The sequence below is a fragment of the Pantoea latae genome (assembly GCF_002077695.1).
GTDB classification, from domain to species: domain Bacteria; phylum Pseudomonadota; class Gammaproteobacteria; order Enterobacterales; family Enterobacteriaceae; genus Pantoea; species Pantoea latae.
Genome location: NZ_MWUE01000017.1, coordinates 136084 through 152955, shown reverse-complemented (window position 1 = coordinate 152955; position 16872 = coordinate 136084). Strand labels below are relative to the sequence as shown.

The 16872-nt window shown below is 49.1% G+C and carries 15 protein-coding genes and 2 pseudogenes; 4 read left to right on the top strand and 13 right to left on the bottom strand.

Annotated elements, in window-relative coordinates:
* Nucleotides 1-106 precede the first annotated feature (106 nt).
* Complete coding sequence (locus tag B2J69_RS23830) at nt 107-655, bottom strand: hypothetical protein (RefSeq protein WP_143806281.1); 549 nt, start codon at nt 653-655, stop codon at nt 107-109.
* A gap of 470 nt (nt 656-1125) precedes the next feature.
* Between B2J69_RS23830 and B2J69_RS24345 the strand changes: the two are divergent.
* Both B2J69_RS24345 and B2J69_RS24535 read left to right on the top strand, forming a co-directional pair.
* Nucleotides 1126-1569 (top strand): annotated as a pseudogene (locus B2J69_RS24345) (helix-turn-helix domain-containing protein); the annotation flags it as partial.
* 1 nt (nt 1570) lies between these two features.
* Nucleotides 1571-1774 (top strand): annotated as a pseudogene (locus tag B2J69_RS24535) (cation transporting ATPase C-terminal domain-containing protein); the annotation flags it as partial.
* 60 nt (nt 1775-1834) lie between these two features.
* On the opposite strand, the gene B2J69_RS12130 reads toward B2J69_RS24535, so the two are convergent.
* The 7 genes from B2J69_RS12130 to B2J69_RS12095 form a co-directional block, all read right to left on the bottom strand.
* Nucleotides 1835-3016, bottom strand: coding sequence for an acetyl-CoA C-acetyltransferase (locus B2J69_RS12130; RefSeq protein ID WP_081139545.1), 1182 nt, complete (start codon nt 3014-3016; stop codon nt 1835-1837).
* Between the two features lie 171 nt (nt 3017-3187).
* Nucleotides 3188-3841: an HAD family hydrolase gene (locus tag B2J69_RS12125; RefSeq protein WP_081139544.1), complete on the bottom strand. Its 654-nt coding sequence runs from the start codon at nt 3839-3841 to the stop codon at nt 3188-3190.
* Between the two features lie 36 nt (nt 3842-3877).
* Entirely contained in the window at nt 3878-4636 is a 759-nt protein-coding gene (locus tag B2J69_RS12120) for a hypothetical protein (protein WP_236722715.1), read from the bottom strand.
* Between the two features lie 364 nt (nt 4637-5000).
* Nucleotides 5001-5450 carry an AfsA-related hotdog domain-containing protein gene (locus B2J69_RS12110; protein ID WP_081139541.1) on the bottom strand — a complete coding sequence of 150 codons (450 nt, stop codon included), beginning with the start codon at nt 5448-5450 and terminating at the stop codon, nt 5001-5003.
* A 15-nt stretch (nt 5451-5465) separates the two neighbouring features.
* Nucleotides 5466-6077, bottom strand: a complete 612-nt coding sequence (locus B2J69_RS12105) for a hypothetical protein (protein ID WP_081139540.1) — start codon at nt 6075-6077, stop codon at nt 5466-5468.
* Nucleotides 6078-6136: 59 nt separating this feature from the next.
* Complete coding sequence (locus B2J69_RS12100) at nt 6137-7054, bottom strand: DMT family transporter (protein WP_081139539.1); 918 nt, start codon at nt 7052-7054, stop codon at nt 6137-6139.
* 6 nt (nt 7055-7060) lie between these two features.
* On the bottom strand, nt 7061-7780 hold the full coding sequence (locus B2J69_RS12095) for an SDR family oxidoreductase (protein WP_081139538.1): 720 nt from the start codon (nt 7778-7780) through the stop codon (nt 7061-7063).
* 179 nt (nt 7781-7959) lie between these two features.
* On the opposite strand from B2J69_RS12095, the gene B2J69_RS12090 reads away from it, so the two are divergent.
* Nucleotides 7960-8934, top strand: a complete 975-nt coding sequence (locus B2J69_RS12090; RefSeq protein ID WP_081139537.1) for a LysR family transcriptional regulator — start codon at nt 7960-7962, stop codon at nt 8932-8934.
* 173 nt (nt 8935-9107) lie between these two features.
* Here the strand turns inward: B2J69_RS12090 and B2J69_RS24080 are convergent, their stop codons facing one another.
* Both B2J69_RS24080 and B2J69_RS12080 read right to left on the bottom strand, forming a co-directional pair.
* Nucleotides 9108-9248: a hypothetical protein gene (locus B2J69_RS24080; RefSeq protein ID WP_158083433.1), complete on the bottom strand. Its 141-nt coding sequence runs from the start codon at nt 9246-9248 to the stop codon at nt 9108-9110.
* Nucleotides 9249-9332: 84 nt separating this feature from the next.
* Complete coding sequence (locus B2J69_RS12080) at nt 9333-10340, bottom strand: AI-2E family transporter (protein ID WP_081139536.1); 1008 nt, start codon at nt 10338-10340, stop codon at nt 9333-9335.
* 169 nt (nt 10341-10509) lie between these two features.
* Here B2J69_RS12080 and pagP point away from each other — a divergent pair, with 169 nt between their 5' ends.
* Entirely contained in the window at nt 10510-11067 is a 558-nt protein-coding gene (gene pagP, locus B2J69_RS12075) for a lipid IV(A) palmitoyltransferase PagP (protein WP_081139535.1), read from the top strand.
* A 10-nt stretch (nt 11068-11077) separates the two neighbouring features.
* Here the strand turns inward: pagP and B2J69_RS12070 are convergent, their stop codons facing one another.
* From B2J69_RS12070 to B2J69_RS12060, 3 genes are read right to left on the bottom strand one after another with little or no spacing between them, the layout of a single operon-like run.
* Nucleotides 11078-12043, bottom strand: a complete 966-nt coding sequence (locus tag B2J69_RS12070; RefSeq protein ID WP_081139534.1) for an acyltransferase — start codon at nt 12041-12043, stop codon at nt 11078-11080.
* Nucleotides 12040-15102 carry an efflux RND transporter permease subunit gene (locus tag B2J69_RS12065; RefSeq protein ID WP_081139533.1) on the bottom strand — a complete coding sequence of 1021 codons (3063 nt, stop codon included), beginning with the start codon at nt 15100-15102 and terminating at the stop codon, nt 12040-12042. Before B2J69_RS12065 ends, B2J69_RS12070 begins: the two co-directional genes overlap by 4 nt.
* The gene (locus B2J69_RS12060; RefSeq protein WP_081139532.1) at nt 15102-16190 is read right to left on the bottom strand and encodes an efflux RND transporter periplasmic adaptor subunit; all 1089 of its coding nucleotides are present in this window, start codon (nt 16188-16190) and stop codon (nt 15102-15104) included. The genes B2J69_RS12065 and B2J69_RS12060 overlap by 1 nt, the downstream gene beginning before the upstream one ends.
* Nucleotides 16191-16872: the final 682 nt, after the last annotated feature.

The following is a 16872-nucleotide window of genomic DNA, read 5'->3' as shown; positions in this document are numbered from 1 at the left end:
CCCACATATTCCCGAATCAGCTAAAAGCTTGAAGACACCAGACGCGTCAAATCAAACGTTAAAGCCCGGCGTACCGGGCCTTTTAAAAGATATGTTTGTATAGCTGCTAATTGGCTATTGTTTGGCAGGGTAGAAATTCGGCAACTTTTGTATGAGTTTTGACCCTTTCCGCGCTTCCTGTTGTATGGTCTACTTTAACAAACTCCATAGAGCAAATATTACCTTCTTTATTCAACCGGTTACGCATTTCGTACAGTGCATCTTTTTCAGGCTTAAACCAGTGCGTCTGTAATGTACAGATCCCACCATCACTGGCGAATAAAGCTGACCGAATATCAAGCCATCCCTGAGTAGGGATGTAGCGTTCCTGATAGTCCAGAGGCACATTGGCAGGGGCTGGAACAGCCTTTTTGAATCCTTTATCCACTATGCGTGGAGGATTACGATCCTCATTCTTCTCGGGCCGTAAATAACCTAAATCAGTTGATTCTGTACACGATTTTATCTGATGTAGAGTCGTGTAATCTGTGAACCCAATAACACGCAGTTTAGCTGTTTCACCGGTTGCGTCCTGATAAAGAGTCCTGGGGGGATCTTTTTGTACACATCCCACCAGAAGCAAGCCGCTCAAAGATGCAATTAAAATACCTTTCATAGAATATCCTTTTCAATTTTTCAGGCAGCTAGCTTAAAAAAATCCGTATTCATTGCAAGCATGAATTCATCGGTGAGTTACTTTCAGCCGCCGTCAATTCGGGTCTGACCAGCGGAGCAGCGTATCAAACTCCGGGCGACTGTCGCGTTGCGACTGTACTGAAAGTATACTTACTACTGGCTACCCTATAATCCCATCAGTGCTTGCCCGCACGCTCGGCCTAAACCGCTGCGTAGAAGGTGAGACTGATCACCTGAAAAGCGTTAGCTTCTGTTTAACTGAGAGGAATAAGACTAAATTACCGGTCTTGATAACAGGAACAACTCTTTATTTAACATAAATAGTATTGTGCGCACCAAAAGTGTAACACCAATGTAGTAATGTCACTTTTCTCCCATTTAGAGATGTCACCTTCTACGGCATAAAGGATAAAACCTCTCTGCAGCAAGGACATCCGGATGTTAGTGACCATGTCAGATAAAGAATTAAACCGGGTTAACGTTATTCAGGCCGTTGTCGAAAAGCGTATGCGTCGCCGTGATGCTGCTGTCCGGTTAAAGTTAACTGAACGTCAGGTTTAGCGGCTGGTAAATCGTTTCTGAGATGCAGGCGCTACGGGTCTTGTCAGTCTGCGCCGTGGTGGCTCCGGTAATCACAGGCTGCCTGAATCACTGAAGCTGAGAACAATGGCGTTATTACACGAAAACTACAGTGATTTTGGCCCCACGCTGGCCGCTGAAAAACTCAGGGAGCGCCACGATATTACCGTTTCTGTAGAAACGCTCAGGAAATGGATGATCGCTGACGGTCTCTGGCTTCCGTATTCCAGACGCAAACCACGGGTTTACCGGCCGCGCTACCGCCGTGACTGCTTCGGAGAACTCATACAGATCGACGGTTCCCACCATGACTGGCGTGATCTTCGTCGGTTCGATGATTGCCGTCAGCGCCTTTCTACTTAAGGCTTGGCTGCAACCGCGCGGCTATTCGCCCGAGTTTATTCGCACCGTTCTGTTGCAGATGCTGGTCTCCGCGCAGTGGTTTTAAATGCTGAATTGGCGCGTCTCCAATCGCTTCTCCCTGAATAAAGGGCTGCTGCTCAATAAAGGCATCTGTATTGCTAGAGTATACAACCCTCCGGAACATTAACTTCCAGAGGGTCAGTGAGTGGCTTATTTTTTAGTAGTTTGTAGTAACAGCAAGTGCTACACCTTCCCCTCCACCGATGCACAATGCAGCAATGCCTTTGTTTAGTTGGTTTCGGTTCATGTAATGGATCAATGTTACTAAAATACGGCATCCTGATGCTCCTATTGCATGGCCTAAGGCAATAGCACCGCCTGATGGATTAACTTTCTCAGGATGCACTCCTACTGAATCCAATACTGCCAACGCTTGTGCTGCAAAGGCTTCGTTAGATTCAAGAACGTCAATCTCAGAAGCCTTCCAGTTCTGCTTCTTAAGGCATTTCTGGATAGCTTGTATAGGCGCAGCCCCCATAATATCCGGAGAAATACCTGTATTGCTGAAATTACCCAGAATGGCTATGACAGGTAAATTAAGTTGCAAAGCTTTTTCTCTACTGCAAAGGAGAATTGCTGCTGCTCCATCATTAAGGGTGGAGGAATTACCTGCTGTAACGCTACCGTTTTTTCTGAAAACTGGATTCAAAGAGGATAATTTATCCAGGCTGGTTACTCTGATCCCTTCATCTTTATCAAAGAATACACTTTCTTTTCCCTTCTGTAAGCATTCTACAGGGACGATTTCGTTATTAAAAAAACCGTTACATTGAGCTAAATTTGCGCGCTGATGGGATTGCAGAGCAAATTCGTCCTGTTGACTTCGTTTAATACCATATTCTTTAGCGACATTTTCCGCAGTAATACCCATATGAATATTATAGTAAGCATCCCAGAGACCATCATGAATAAGAGAGTCTTTGATCTCACTATGTCCCAGTCTTTGTCCCGTACGGGAATTTGTATGAATGTGGGGGGCAAGTGACATGTTTTCCTGTCCCCCGGCGATGATCATTTCCGCATCTCCACACTGGATAGCCTGCATAGCGAGATGCACCGCTTTAAGCCCGGAGCCGCACACTTTATTTATAGTTAGTGCGTTAACTGACACAGGTAATCCTGCGAGCAATGCAGACTGGCGTGCCGGGTTTTGACCACAGCCTGCGGTTAAAACCTGCCCCATAATGACCTGTTCAACCTCCTCAGCAGGAATATTATTTTCTTCAATTAATGCTCTGATAACCGATGCACCTAAAGTGGTTGCTGGCTGAGTAGCCAGCGATCCCTGAAAACTACCGGTTGCAGTTCTTTTGGCTGCAACAACAACTACTTCTTTCATAAAATCTTCCTTGTATTAGTGAGCTAATTAATTAGCCGCAATGAGATAATTTGATGCAATTGGATGTTGCTAATACAGCGCAGTAATATCTCGCAAATAATTTAGTATATTTCATATATCGCATAAATAAACTTTATGCGCTCTTACTTCTTTTTAAAGTTTTTAATGATGCTAGTTGATAATATTCCATTTTTTACTACAGGCATAATCTGCAAGCGGTGACAAGCCGCCAACACATACGGGGTTACCGATTATAGACAGCATTGGTATGTCAGATATATCGTCTCCATAGCTATAACAGTTATCCGCTGCGATACCAGTCTGATGAAGGTATGAGAGTACAGCTTCTTTCTTACCCTCACCTATTATCTGAGGAGACCCAATATACCCTGTCAGCACACCATTATCGTGCAGAAGTGTGGTACAGATAATTGTATCCACTTCAAGTTTTTCAGCCAGTGGACTTAATAGAGGAAGCATAGAGCCTGAGACAAAAACAGTCTCATAGCCGTTTTTTTTATGTTCATTTAATGCGTAAATTGTATCATTAATAAGTAAACTTGAGTCACTAAAAAATTGCGAGAACCATTTTTTTCCAGCAACATTCAACTCTTCTATATCGACCCCCTTAAATTGACGATAGTACATTCTATTAAGTTCTTCACGAGAGGTTTGTTGTTGAGATGCGTGCGAGAAAAGATTAGTAAATTGATGATACTCATGAAGAGCGGATCTTAGATCACACCAGTACTTGTAAAAATGAAACATGCTTTTTATTTTAATAAGAGTATTGTCAACATCAAAAAACGCTGCAACTGATTTCATATCATACCTCCATTAATAAAATATTCATTTTCATGCTTAGGCCACTGTAGTGAGTTCACAGAATCCTGATGCTTTGAGTTTTAAATGAGCGTGAATATCTCCTCCCAAGCCGTGTAAGCCGATTGCGCCACCATAACTCTGTTGGCTACTCATAAAGAGCACGACGACATTGATAATTCGGTTGCTGTCTTCAGTCTTTGGCGGAAAAGGATCCGGAAGTTCAGCCCAAAATTCCGCATCCCCGTTTGCGTCAGTAACAAATACATTAGGAATACCGAGTGGGCCAGGCCGACTTGGAGCTTTTACAGCCAGATCCTTTTCACGAAGACTCATTACCGTGTAAATACTGTGGGGGACAAGGTTTTTGAAGCTGAAGTTAAAGACTGCGCTCTTTTTATCGTCTGAGAGGGTGACCGCCAGTTCCCCACTCGCCCTGAGCCAATCAGCTAAAGTTATTGCTGGTAGTTTTCTTCGTCCATCATTTTTTCGGTAATCTGCAATATACCCCTCATGTAGAGGGAGCCGTTCCCTGACTACTTTAAAAGCTTCAGGGCATTGTTCTGGCGCAAACAACATTGGATAATTGTTTGAAGGCAGAGGTAACGGTAGTGTATGAAGAACGATTTTCTTCAGTGACTGTTCTGCCGCATCTTCAAGTTCTTTTACGATGGTGTATGGCAGAAATTGTCCGTACGGTGGAAGCGGACTTTTACTGCTAACAATAGCTGCTCCCCAGGTTGTTTCCTTTTCACGGATTATCTGACCAATAACGATAAAGTTTCCGTCGGCGTCCATAACCTCCGCAGGGGGGTATAAGGGCCCCTGCGTGGTCACGGCCAGCCGGTAGTTCTGGCCGTGCATTGTCATTGTAGGTAACCCATCCCTGAGTTGTTAAGAACACTGCTGAGTGCTATTGCTGCCAGATCTGATTCCCTTGAGCTTATAACCTCAGAAGGGTAGACAGTGAAACGCACTGACATACTGGAGCACAATTTCCCATCCTGAATGACGCTGATAATGGCGTTAAACCGGGCCCTCCGGTCATTTATATCCTTTTCCGTTACTTCATAATGGATTGTTGCAGGCAGCGGAAACATGAAGTTATGAAAATCAATATTCATATTATTGATCACATAATACGAATTACCTCTATTTTCAGTCATAAAAACTCTTCTGTTACTGCAATGAATGCTTGCCGACTTGCCTCCACCAGAATCATACCCTGCACATGCTGACCTGTTTGATGATCAGACATGAGCTCACTGTTCTCGTTAATAATCAGAGGAAGTGAAAACATACTGTTACTTATTTGACTGCATGACCCAATAAGTGTATTGCTTTTCAACTTTTTATGGGAATAACTGTTCTTTTTTTCAGATGCATAACCTACAAGACTATTGAGGTTAATTTTTTCATTTGTGCTGCGGTTCTTAACAATTGTACTGAGAGAGTCTTGGCAGATCCCCTGCCCGGGAATAAACTCAGTATTATCACTAATAACATTTGAAGGGATCTTTATCAGCATTTCTAGTTGGGCAACAGTGACAACATTTTCATGTTGTGTAAAATTTACAAATTTATCTCCTACAACCATCATTTTCCTAATCATCTTATTCCCCTTACATTAATGATTGATGGCTCGATAAATACGAGTATACAATCCGCCGTTCGAATCTGTAATATAGCTATCTGCTTCGCGAATAATTTTCTTATAGCGTTCATTAGTAAACGCTTCAACATATACATCTTTATCAACATCAAAAGCCGATACAAACATTACTCCCGGTTGGCCACTGATAAGTGAGTGGTATGACTCAAAGCTTTTGATATTTACTTTATTGTCGTGAACGACTTTAAAGATAGTTTCCGCGCGCCATGCACGATAGGCTTCATATTTTTCAGGTGGAACTTCAACATGTCGCAACTGCATGTACCGGCTTCTTGGAAGAATATTTTCATTTGGGATTGGGCTCTCAACAAATTTTAGAATTTCTCGACGAATGTCCCCTGCCAAATATGGTGAAAATGATTTAAAATCGGATTCAAGAAGCTCCTCATCTTTACAAATTTCGTTAAAATCATTATATGCTCTCAATTCAACAATTTCCTCAACATCGAGTTCTTCTGAGAGATAGAATTGTTTGCCCCTCTGAATTCGTGGGATATTTTTGATATCATTGAATTCAATGCCGGTTTTGAGTGGGTAAGTAGAAATTAAAATATATTTAGCAGACATAATATTACTCCGTTAAAAAAGTTAGTTTATTTAAAGAATCGATTGTCACTTAATAAATGCTACACCAAAACTTGCTTTTTTAATAAGCCCGATAACTGACCTTGGCCTAGTAGCACACCGAAGATGGTGATGATTGAACCAATTATCTGAATGATACCTGGTACTGTACCTGACATTATCTGTACCAGAATGGCAAACAGTGGAACAAAATTGAAGAATACTGATGTTTTGCCCGGCCCCCGAATAGAAATACCAATTACCCAGAATAAATAGGCGAGAACAGAGCCTGCAATTCCCATATATAACCCTGCCAGATGACTAGCCATTGTTGCTGCGGCGAGCGAACTGAAAGGCTGTTCATACATAAAGGCTATTGCTGTAAGGAGTAACGCACCGAAGAACATTGTCCAGGCAGTGGTTTCCAGTGGCGTCGAGTCCGTCACCATTGCTCGGGTTCCAACAGTATATACAGACCAGCCGAGACTACCGACAAAGATAATAATATCACCGTAAGAGAAATTTAATGTCCCACCTGTTACTACCTCCCCATTTGATATCACCATCGACACTCCAAACAAGCTTACCAGCATACCTAAAAGTCTTATTAATTGTGGCATTTTTTTGCTAATTATTGCCTCAAGTAAATTGGCTGAAATAGGTGTTGTGGCCATAATCAACGCCGCTGTAACCGGACTGGATGTTTGTAAGCCAACAAAAAGCGCGCCGTTAAATCCTGCCACACCAATAGCACCGAGAAAAATAAATGCCACGATATTCTTTTTTAGGGCATTGTACGTCACTAATTTTTTAAACGACATGTAAATGAAAATTGCTATCACTGCTATGAGAAAACGTTCAGCTGATGCTGACCATGGTTGCACAGTAGAAATTGCCACTCTGGTAGCCTGAAAATTGGACCCCCAGAAAAAAGTTGCCAGTAATGTTAATAATGCCGCAGTTTTCGGAGAGATTTTCATTTTATTTTAATCCTCATTATTCTGATACCATAAGGGAGCATCGAGTCGCATTGAAGATACGCATCCTGTAGATGGCATATTAAGTACAAAACATACCGCATCTGATACATCATCAGGTGTAAGCATTTTTTTAAGCTGCTCAACTGGGAAATCACCCTTGGGGCCTAAGTTTCTGCGAAATCCGGTGTCCACTTTATCAACCTGCAATGATGTTACTCTAATATTTTGTGTAAATGCCCAGTTACGGAGACCACCTGTGTATCCCTCAACAGCAAATTTTGAAGAGGAATATGAAAGAAGATTCGGGTTGTAATCTGTCCCCCATATTGATGAAACATTAATAATATCAGCCCGCGGAGATTTTTTAAGGTAAGGCAGTGCCAGTTGGGTTAATCTAAACATCCCTCTGACGTTAACGTTGAATGTTTCATCCCATTCATTTACGTCAGCTGTTTCAGGATCCCCACCATAACAAACTCCTGCGGCATTAATAAGCGTATCAATATTACCAAAAACTTTAATTGTTTCGTTAATGATTCCCCGACAACTTAGGTCATTACGCAAATCAAGTTTTAGTTTAATCAAGGACGGGTGAGAGTCTAAAAAAGCACTGAAATCAATATCAGCAGCTGCAACATTATGCCCGTCTTTTAGCAGATTCTTAACAATAGCAGCGCCTATTCCACCGCCTCCGCCTGTTACCAAAACCTTTCTTTTTAAAGTCATTTGTATTATCTACCTTATCATGTTAAGAGTATTTATTTGTCAGCAATAACAATTAGATGTTAATTGACTTTTGCTCAGGTAATTAAAAAGCATAATATGCTGCAAAGTTATCTTCGCTACACTTACTGCTCTATGTATGTATAATAGATGTTCACTTAATGACATGAAAATAGTTAAATATGGAAAGTGATTTTTCATTTGTGAAAAATAAAATTTACAGAAAGCTTATCTGGGATGATATTCATGTATTTTTGTCCGTTGCTCATTCAGGTACTTTAGGAAATGCTGCAAAGGCTCTTGGATTGGGTATAGCGACAGTGGGTCGTAGGGTTGAGCGACTTGAGGAATCACTTGGGCAGCGGCTTTTTGTTCATCATCAGTCAGGTTATAAATTGACTACTGAAGGTAAAGCTCTCTTGCCTCAGGCAGAAATGATTGAAGCATCTGTGGTAAGCCTTTTTTCCCGAGCTACAGAACCAAAAGAAATTGCTGGATCTGTACGCCTTGCGACCACAGAAATGCTGGCCAATGAACTTATTTTACCTGCGCTATATCAGTTGCAGGAGAATCATGCATACCTGAATCTGGAAATAGTCACTGACAGTAAAATCGTTAATATTCATCAGGTTGATGCTGATATTGCATTACGACTGGTTAAACCAGAGCGGGGAAATGTTACTGTCAGAAGGCTGGGGGTGATGGGGTTTGGACTTTATGGCAGTAAAGAGTTTATCGATAACAATAAATTCGCTTCACAGGAACAACTTTATACTCAGGGACGCTTTATCGGCTGGACAAAACAACAATCACATCTGCCAACGGCAAAGTGGCTTAAGGATAAACTGGATGGTAAACCTCTCATTCTGGAAACATCCTCCCTCGCCTCTCATGTCGCAGCAGTAAATGCCGGTGCTGGTATTGCCTTGCTCCCTCATTTTGTAGCTAACCGCCGTGGCTTAGTCTGTCTGGATATCCCCTCTGATATCGACTATCCGCTATGGCTAGTTACCCATTCTGATTTGTCTCATACCCCGCGTGTGCGGGCCGTTTCTGAGTTTCTTACGAAACTAGTTCATTCGAATGCAAACATCCTGGCTTTTCCTGTCTCTTATTACGAAGGCTGGTCTCTGATGGGCAATGAACTTGGTACCTGAAATCCAGATCACTCATTAACGAGCCTGCTTAAATCTTCCTTAGACAGACCGGTCACATTCATAACAGACTGAATGTCCATACCGTTCTTTAACAAAGTGCGGGCGATCTTCATGTTGGCTTCCTGTACGCCTTCGCGTAAACCTTCTTACCGGCCTTCCAACCGTCGTTCCTGTCAGCCTTTCTGTTCAAGCCGCTGTGCAATCGTCATCAGATCATCCTTATGTTGTGTTACCCGCTGCGCCAGTTCGCGGATAAAGGCACCTGCATCCGCAGTTTCACCCCCCTGCAGCATATAGTTTACCAGCGCATGCATCTACTGCCGGTCATGAATTCCGCAGCCATCAGTAGGGCCAGCTGGTTCAGTGCCTCATTAAAAACTTCCCGCTCCTGCCCACCCCTATTCTTCATCACGCTGAGAAACCGCCTGCCAGATCTTTTTCAGCAGAAAGGTCAGCGGGATTGCCAGCACCGCGCCGGTCAAACCCAGCACCGCCTGCCAGAACAAAAACGCCAGCAGCTGCACGGTAAGAGACAGGTTCAACTGTCTTCCCAGCATCAGCGGCTCCAGCACCGAACTCAGAAACAGGTTAAGAAAGACAAAGAACACCACGCTCAGCAGGCTGATCTGCGCATCGAACACAATAAACGTCTGGATAACCGGCGGGATGGCGGCGAGGAATGAACCGAGCACGGGAACGTAGTTGAAGATAAACATCAGCACCGCCCAGAGAAAGGCGAATTTCAAACCGAGCAGCGCCGCCGCCGCCCAGACGATCGCGCCGCCGAGCAGACCGGTCAGCGTCTTCATCCGCGCGTAAATAATAATGCTCTGCACTCCCTCTTCCAGCGCCTGATAGAGTTTGCTGTGACGTTCGCTGCCGCGCAGAAAGTGATTCAGCAGCGGCAGCTCATAGAGCATGAAAAGCAGCATCAGGAAAACCATCAGCCACCATGACAGCATGCCCGGGATCAGCGACAGCTGGGCAGTGACGACGCGCACCACGCCGCCGGCGTCGACAAAATTAAGCAGTTCATCAACGGTCAACACAATGCCCATCTGGCCAAGCAGCTCTACCAGCGTGTGCAGCTTGTCGATGAAAAGGCTTTGCGTCAGGCGGCTAAACTGAATCAGGTGCGGCGCCGAAGCGCTGACGGACATGGCAATAATCACGATCGCCAGCAGCAAAATGGCAATCAGCAGCAGCGAGGAAATAATGCGCGGGATGCCGCGCCGCGCCAGCCGGCTGATGGGCGGATCGAGCATTGCGGCCAGAAAAAGCGCCAGCAACACCTGATTGATCAGCGGCGCCGCCAGGTGAAGGCCAATCAGCACCAGCGTCAGCGATGCCAGCAGCATAATGCCCTGAGCAATGGGAGCCATCGATTTTACCCAATTCTGGTTCATCGGCGTGCGGTCTCCGCAAAGTAGCTGGTTATCAGCGGCAAAACGGCGCGCCGCAGCCGAATATGTCCGAGCAAAACAACTATAATATTAACTCAACAATCTTAGCGTTGAGTTTCAGATCATTCGGGCCTGCTCTGTTTTCCTCAGTAACCTGACGGAAGGATTCAACATGCGAACCGTTTCTCTGGCTCTGTGTCTGCCCTGTATGCTGCTCCTGCCGTTTGCCAGCGCCGCCACCTCCTTGCACGATGGCTGGAGCTGGCTCAAAAACGACGTCTCACAGACCGCGCAATCTCCCCAGCGCACCGATATTTATCTTCCTCTTATCAGCTGGCATGCCCGCTTCGCCTACGATAAAGATAAAACGGATAACTATAATGAAACGCCCTGGGGCGGCGGCTTTGGCGTATCGCGCTATGATGATGACGGCAACTGGAGCGCGCTCTACGCTATGGCTTTTAAAGACTCCCATAATGAATGGCAACCCATTATTGGTTACGGCTGGGAAAAGGGGTGGTATCTGGACGAACAGCGCGATTTTCGGCTGGGGCTGGGATTAACCGCAGGCATAACGGCGCGCGACGACTTTGCCAATTATGTTCCGCTGCCTATTGTTCTTCCGCTCTTTTCTGCCGGTTATAAGCGCGTCAACCTGCAGTTCACCTATATTCCCGGCACGCACAATAACGGCAATGTCCTTTTCGCCTGGCTTCGCTACGGCTTTTAATTTGAGCCTGTTAAAGGGTAATAACCTTTTTCAACAGGCCGTTTGCCAGCAATAAGCGGGCAAGCAACACCGACACGGCAAAGGTAAAAAGGATTAGCGTCAGCTTAATAGCCAGCGACGTAATCGGCACAAACGCGGACAAAAAATCAAATACGGAGTAGTGCAGGATATACACACCCGTCATGGTTTTGCTGATGGTCGCAATGATCCGCTCTTTCAACGCCGCATCTCGCCTGAAGCGCACGCGGCTGGCCGCAATCACCAGCACCACCACCAGGATATAGATCTGCGAGCCGGTCAAAATAAAGGCGTTGCGATCCGCCTTAAACAGAGCAAAGAAAAAGTGTTTTTCATAAAACCAGGTGAACAGATAGGTAAAGGGCAGCGCGTAAATAGCGCCACGGCTGACGTGGGTGCGGTTCAGCCAGTCGCTGATGCGAGCATCGCTCAACAGCTGACCGGTCAGATAAAACAGCAGCCAGGTCCAGAGACGATACTGCGGCGCCAGCGCAAAAAGCGGATTCTGCGGCCTGAGCACGGCGAGCAGATCGTAGCAGTAGGAGAGCAGCAGCAGGCAAAACACCAGCGCGCAGAAGAGGCGGCGATGTGCGCTGAGCCAGAGGATCAGCGGATGCAGGCTGTAAATCACCAGAAAAGCGAGGAGAAACCACGGCTGAATCAGATAGCCGCGCTGATAAGGCTCCCAGAGGTAATAAACCGCCATCCAGAAGAGAAACACCAGCACAACGTTGCCGATCTTCCTCAGCGGCCAGCGACGCTGCCGTTCGGCGCGCGCGTCGATAATACCGGCGACGACAAAAAACAGCGGTGTGGCGACCGTGGAGATAAAGGTCAGAAACTCAAGCAGCCAGTGATAATCGTAATCGTAGCGGTCCCAGGTATTGTAAAGGGTGAAAAAGGTCACCGCCGCCATGCATCCCAGCGTTTTGATCATATTCAGCCCGGTGGCGTTCATGGCGCGGCCGACGCGCGCTGCGGATGGAAACAGGCGTAGATGACCGGTAGCACCAGCAGCGTCAGCAGGGTCGCAAAGCCCAGGCCGAACATAATCACCACCGCCATGCTCTGAAAAAAGACGTCGCGCAGCAGCGGCGCCAGGCCAAGCACCGTGGTGAATGCAGTCAGCAGAATCGGCCGCAGGCGCGAGGTAGCGGCGTATAAGATCGCTTCATGCTGCGGCCGCAGCTGCTTCTGTTGCTCAATCTCCGCCACCAGCACAATGCCGTTGCGTATCAGCATGCCGCTCAGGCTCAGCAGTCCGATCAGGGCCATAAAGCCAAAGGGGATGCCGGTCAGCAGAAAACCGGGCGTTACGCCAATCAGCGCCAGCGGCACGGTCAGCCAGATGGCGACCGCGTTTTTCAGCGAGCTGAACATCAGCACGGTGATCGCGAACATCACCAGATAGCCGAGCGGCAAGGTAGAGAAAACGCCCTGCTGCGCTTCGCTGGAGCTTTCCGCATCGCCACCCCATTCGATGCTGTAACCATGCGGCAGCCTGAGCTGTTCGATGTCCGGCCTGACCCGTGCCAGAATATCGGCGGCGGTATCCTGGCTTAGCGGACTGGGATCGGTCATCACGGTGAGCACCCGGCTGCGATCGCGGCGCAGGATCAGCGGATCCTCCCACTCCAGCGCAAATCCGGCGACGACGTTGCTCAGCGGCAGGTAGCGCTGCTGGCTCTGGCTCCACACCAGCACATTATTAAGATGATTGACGTCGTGCCGCTCGCTGACCGGCGGGCGCACCACCACCGGCAGCAGATCCGCCCCTTCGCGATACAACCCTACGCGGCTGCCGCTGAAATTCATCTCCAGCGCCTCGTCGACCTCTTTTTTATCCACGCCCAGTTCGCGGCCCAGCTCTGGGTTAAACTGCGGGCGGATCACTTTGCTGCGGTTTTGCCAGTCGCTGCGCACGCTGTCGGTCGCCGGGTCGGCGGCGAGGATCGCGCTCACCTGACTGGCGATATGCCGCATGCGATCGGGATCGGGGCCTTTAATGCGCAGCTCGATGGCGCTGCCGCCTGAGGGGCCAAACATCACGCGGTGGGTGCTGGCGTTCACCTGCGGATAGTCGCGCGCCAGGGAAATGTCCAGCTCGCGCGTGAAGGCTGCGATTTTGCGCTGGTCGTCCATACGCACCATGATCTGCGCATAGTTGCTGTACTGCCGCTGGCCGTTATAGGTGAGCATAAAACGCATGCTCCCCTGTCCGATGGTGGTCACCGTGGTCAGCACTCCAGGCCGGCCGTTGATGCTTTTTTCCACCTCGCTGGCCATCTTCTCAGTGGCATTGATATCGGTGCCGTAAGGCAGCCAGAGATCGACAAAGAACAGCGGCGTATTTGCGGCAGGGAAAAAATTCTGCCGCACGGCGCCAAAGCCCCAGATTGCCAGCGCCAGCAGCAGCACCATCAGCGAGAGCGTGACGCTTTTTCGCGCCAGCAGCCTGTTCAGCATGCGCTGATAGAGGCGGTAGAAGCCGCCGTCGTAGGGCGACGCCGCCGTCGCGTCCGGCGGCACCGCGCGGGCGCTGAACAGCCACCGTTTTATCAGCACCGGCGTCAGAGTTAGCGCGGAGATCCAGCTCAGCATCAGCGAAATCAACAACACCTGAAACAGCGATTTACAGTATTCGCCTGTGGAATCCTGCGACAGTCCGATAGGCGCAAAGGCCAGAATAGCGATAACGGTCGCGCCCAGCAGCGGAAAGGCGGATCGCCGGATCACCTGGTTCATCGCCGTCACCAGCGGCGATCCCTGCTGGCGCGCGATCAGCACGCCCTCCACCACCACAATGGCATTGTCTACCAGCATACTCAGGGCAATGATCAAAGCGCCCAGCGAGATACGCTGCAGCTCGATGCCCAGCAGGTACATAATCAATAGCGTGCCCAGTACGTTAAGCGCCAGCGAGAGGGCGATGATAATGCCGCTGCGCAGGCCCATGAAAATTAGCAGCACGCCGACCACAATCGCCAGCGCCATTAAAAAGTTGGCGATAAAGCCGCTCACCGATTGCGCCACTTCCGCCGCCTGATCGTAGAACACGCTGATATGCAGGCCCGCCGGCTTTTCCGCCGACATCTGCTGCAGCCGGGCGGCCAGCGCGCGACCCACGTCGATGACGTTAACTCCGGCGACGAATGAGACGCCCATCGCGATCGCCGGGTGGCCGTTGGCATGGTAGATGCTGGAAGGCGACTCGCTGAGGCCGCGAGAAAGCGTGGCGATATCCCCTAATCGCGTGGCGGCGGTGCTGCCCAACGGACTGACCAGCAGATTGCTCAGCTCGGCAAGATTGTTAAACTCGCCGGTGGGATGCAGGCGGATCGATTCCATGCCGGATCGGATTTCGCCAGCGTTCGATACCACGTTGAGGCGGCCCAGCGCGGCGGAGAGCTGCGCCAGCGTCATGCCGCGCGCCGCCATTTTCGTCAGCGACACGTCTACATTGATCTGCGGCGAAATCGCGCCGCCGATGGCGACCTTGCCCACGCCCGGTACCAGCACCAGCTCGCGGCGCAGCTGTTCCGCATACTGCACCAGCTCGTCATTGCTGAAACTCTTGCCGTCGATGGCAAAGAAAAAGCCGAATACATCGCCAAAATCATCATTCACAAAGGGCGCGGCGACGCCGGGTGGAAACGCGCGCGCGGCGTCGTCCACTCTGCGCCGCAGCACATCCCAGATCTGCTGCAGCTGGTCAGAATGGTAGTGCGAGGCGATATTAACCGTGATCTGTGACAGGCCGTTCGAGGAGATCGAGCTAACGTTATCGAGATAGGGCAGCTGCTGCAGCGCGTTTTCCAGCGGCAGCGTGACCTCCTCTTCAACCTGTTGGGCGGAGGCACCAGGATAGTGGGTGATGACCACCGCCGTTTTGATGGTAAAAGCGGGATCTTCCAGCCGGCCAATATTCAGCAGCGCGAAAAGGCCGCCAACACCCAACAAGAGGATAGCCAGCCAGACGCGAACGGGGTTGTCGATAAACTGCCGGGAGATATCCATTACAGACCCCGCTCGCGCGTCCAGATGCGCACCGGCTGCTGCGCATGCAGTTCGTTTACGCCGGCGGCAACCACCCTTTCGCCCGGCGTCAGGCCGCTGAGGATCGCCACGCCGCCATCGGTGACCTCGCCCACCTCAACCTGACGATCTTCCACATGAAGCGCGTCGCCGCTGCCCTGCACCACCCAGACGTGAGGCGTATTGCGTGGGCTGTTGTCCGGGTTGAATAGTGCTTCCACCGGCACCACCAGCGCCTGACGGCGCACGCCAGCCGGCAAATTCGCCAGGTCGATGGTGACGGTGCCGCTGACGCCGCCAACCGCGGGAAAATCGGCCGGACGCGGCAGGGTCAGGATCACCTGCCAGGTCAGGGTCGCGCTGTTGCTGCTGGCGGTATGCTCTTTGTATTCAGCCTGAAAGGTGCGGTTGGGCAGCGCGTTGATACGGACCACCGGCCGGTAGGCCATATTGCGCATATCAAGGGCGGTAAACAGGTTTTCTGGCACGTTGAACACCACGTCGAGCAGATCGTTGCGGCTCAGCGTGACCACAGACTGGCCGGCGGCCACCACCTGGTGATTGCGGATATTCACCACGGCCGCCACGCCGTCGAAAGGCGCGGTCAGCGTCATCTGGCTGAGCTCTTCGCGCGCGATGTTCAGCGCGGCTTCCGCCGCGTCGCGGCTGGCGCGCTGTACGTCCATCTCCGCCTGCGAAATCGCCTGGCGTCCAGCCAGACTCTGGAAGCGGGCGAACTGCCGCTGCGCAAGTGTGGCGGCGGTTCGCCTCTCATTTACCCGCTGCTGCGCCTCACGCGCGTTGAGGCTGGCGAGGACGTCGCCCTGCACCACGCGCATGCCCTGACGCACGGGCAGAGATTCAATCTGGCCCGCGCGCTTAAAGGATAATTCAGTTGAATCGCCGGACTCTATTCTCGCCGGGAAAACGCGCTGCTGCGCCTCGTCGGACGCGGCTACCTCAACCACTTTCACCATGCGCGGCGCGGCGACGGTTTCCGTCTGTTTTTGATCGCAAGCTGTTGTTAAGAAAATAACAAAGGTCAGGGTGAAGATGAAATAGCGAGTCACTGTTATACCCCCAGCAACAACGATTTAATTGTCGGCACAATTATTAAAGGGTTAATTTATTCACCAAGCGCGGAAACAACCATATAGGTGAATAAACCTACCGCAGAGCTAATCACAATCGCCAGAACAACGAATAGCGTCAGACGAAGCAGGCTATAAACGGGCATGAATGCCTCCCTAAACCCCAGTCGCAGGAAATCACCACCAGCGCCAGAAATGGCACTGGTGATTCATAGATTTAACTGTCTCCGAATGAGAATAGACGCAGCAATTGCCAAATGTAAAGTTTATTCAAGCGCTAATTACCCTACAATACATAGAATATAATGCTAAATAATACTAACATATCAGATTTTTAGACTATCCTATGCGCAATAATCCGCTCTTTAACAAAATTAATAACGCATTCGCTCAAAATACAACCAGCTGATTTAACACCAAAATAAAGGGATGCACACCCGGCACTTAAAGCTTTCCGGCTTATTCAGTCACTGTTAAATCGCCTGCTATATGATTGGTTGAATATATTTCTCAGGCCTGTGCTACTTTTATAGCGCTCATTCTTTTTTCATTTTCGCGCTACGGAAATAAATGGCTTTATTCCGCCAGGCAAACATTAATCACTTATATTTCAGCTATAAGCGAGCGCCATCACAGGCAAAAGGCTAGCGTCTACCGCTTT

Excerpts from the sequence above, each read along its gene's own strand:
- B2J69_RS23830 (WP_143806281.1), bottom strand. The coding sequence starts at position 655 with ATGAAAGGTATTTTAATTGCATCTTTGAGCGGCTTGCTTCTGGTGGGA.
- B2J69_RS12130 (WP_081139545.1), bottom strand. The coding sequence starts at position 3,016 with ATGAAAGAAGTAGTTGTTGTTGCAGCCAAAAGAACTGCAACCGGTAGT.
- B2J69_RS12125 (WP_081139544.1), bottom strand. The coding sequence starts at position 3,841 with ATGAAATCAGTTGCAGCGTTTTTTGATGTTGACAATACTCTTATTAAA.
- B2J69_RS12120 (WP_236722715.1), bottom strand. The coding sequence starts at position 4,636 with ATGGACGCCGACGGAAACTTTATCGTTATTGGTCAGATAATCCGTGAA.
- B2J69_RS12110 (WP_081139541.1), bottom strand. The coding sequence starts at position 5,450 with ATGATTAGGAAAATGATGGTTGTAGGAGATAAATTTGTAAATTTTACA.
- B2J69_RS12105 (WP_081139540.1), bottom strand. The coding sequence starts at position 6,077 with ATGTCTGCTAAATATATTTTAATTTCTACTTACCCACTCAAAACCGGC.
- B2J69_RS12100 (WP_081139539.1), bottom strand. The coding sequence starts at position 7,054 with ATGAAAATCTCTCCGAAAACTGCGGCATTATTAACATTACTGGCAACT.
- B2J69_RS12095 (WP_081139538.1), bottom strand. The coding sequence starts at position 7,780 with ATGACTTTAAAAAGAAAGGTTTTGGTAACAGGCGGAGGCGGTGGAATA.
- B2J69_RS12090 (WP_081139537.1), top strand. The coding sequence starts at position 7,960 with ATGGAAAGTGATTTTTCATTTGTGAAAAATAAAATTTACAGAAAGCTT.
- B2J69_RS24080 (WP_158083433.1), bottom strand. The coding sequence starts at position 9,248 with ATGCATGCGCTGGTAAACTATATGCTGCAGGGGGGTGAAACTGCGGAT.
- B2J69_RS12080 (WP_081139536.1), bottom strand. The coding sequence starts at position 10,340 with ATGAACCAGAATTGGGTAAAATCGATGGCTCCCATTGCTCAGGGCATT.
- pagP (WP_081139535.1), top strand. The coding sequence starts at position 10,510 with ATGCGAACCGTTTCTCTGGCTCTGTGTCTGCCCTGTATGCTGCTCCTG.
- B2J69_RS12070 (WP_081139534.1), bottom strand. The coding sequence starts at position 12,043 with ATGAACGCCACCGGGCTGAATATGATCAAAACGCTGGGATGCATGGCG.
- B2J69_RS12065 (WP_081139533.1), bottom strand. The coding sequence starts at position 15,102 with ATGGATATCTCCCGGCAGTTTATCGACAACCCCGTTCGCGTCTGGCTG.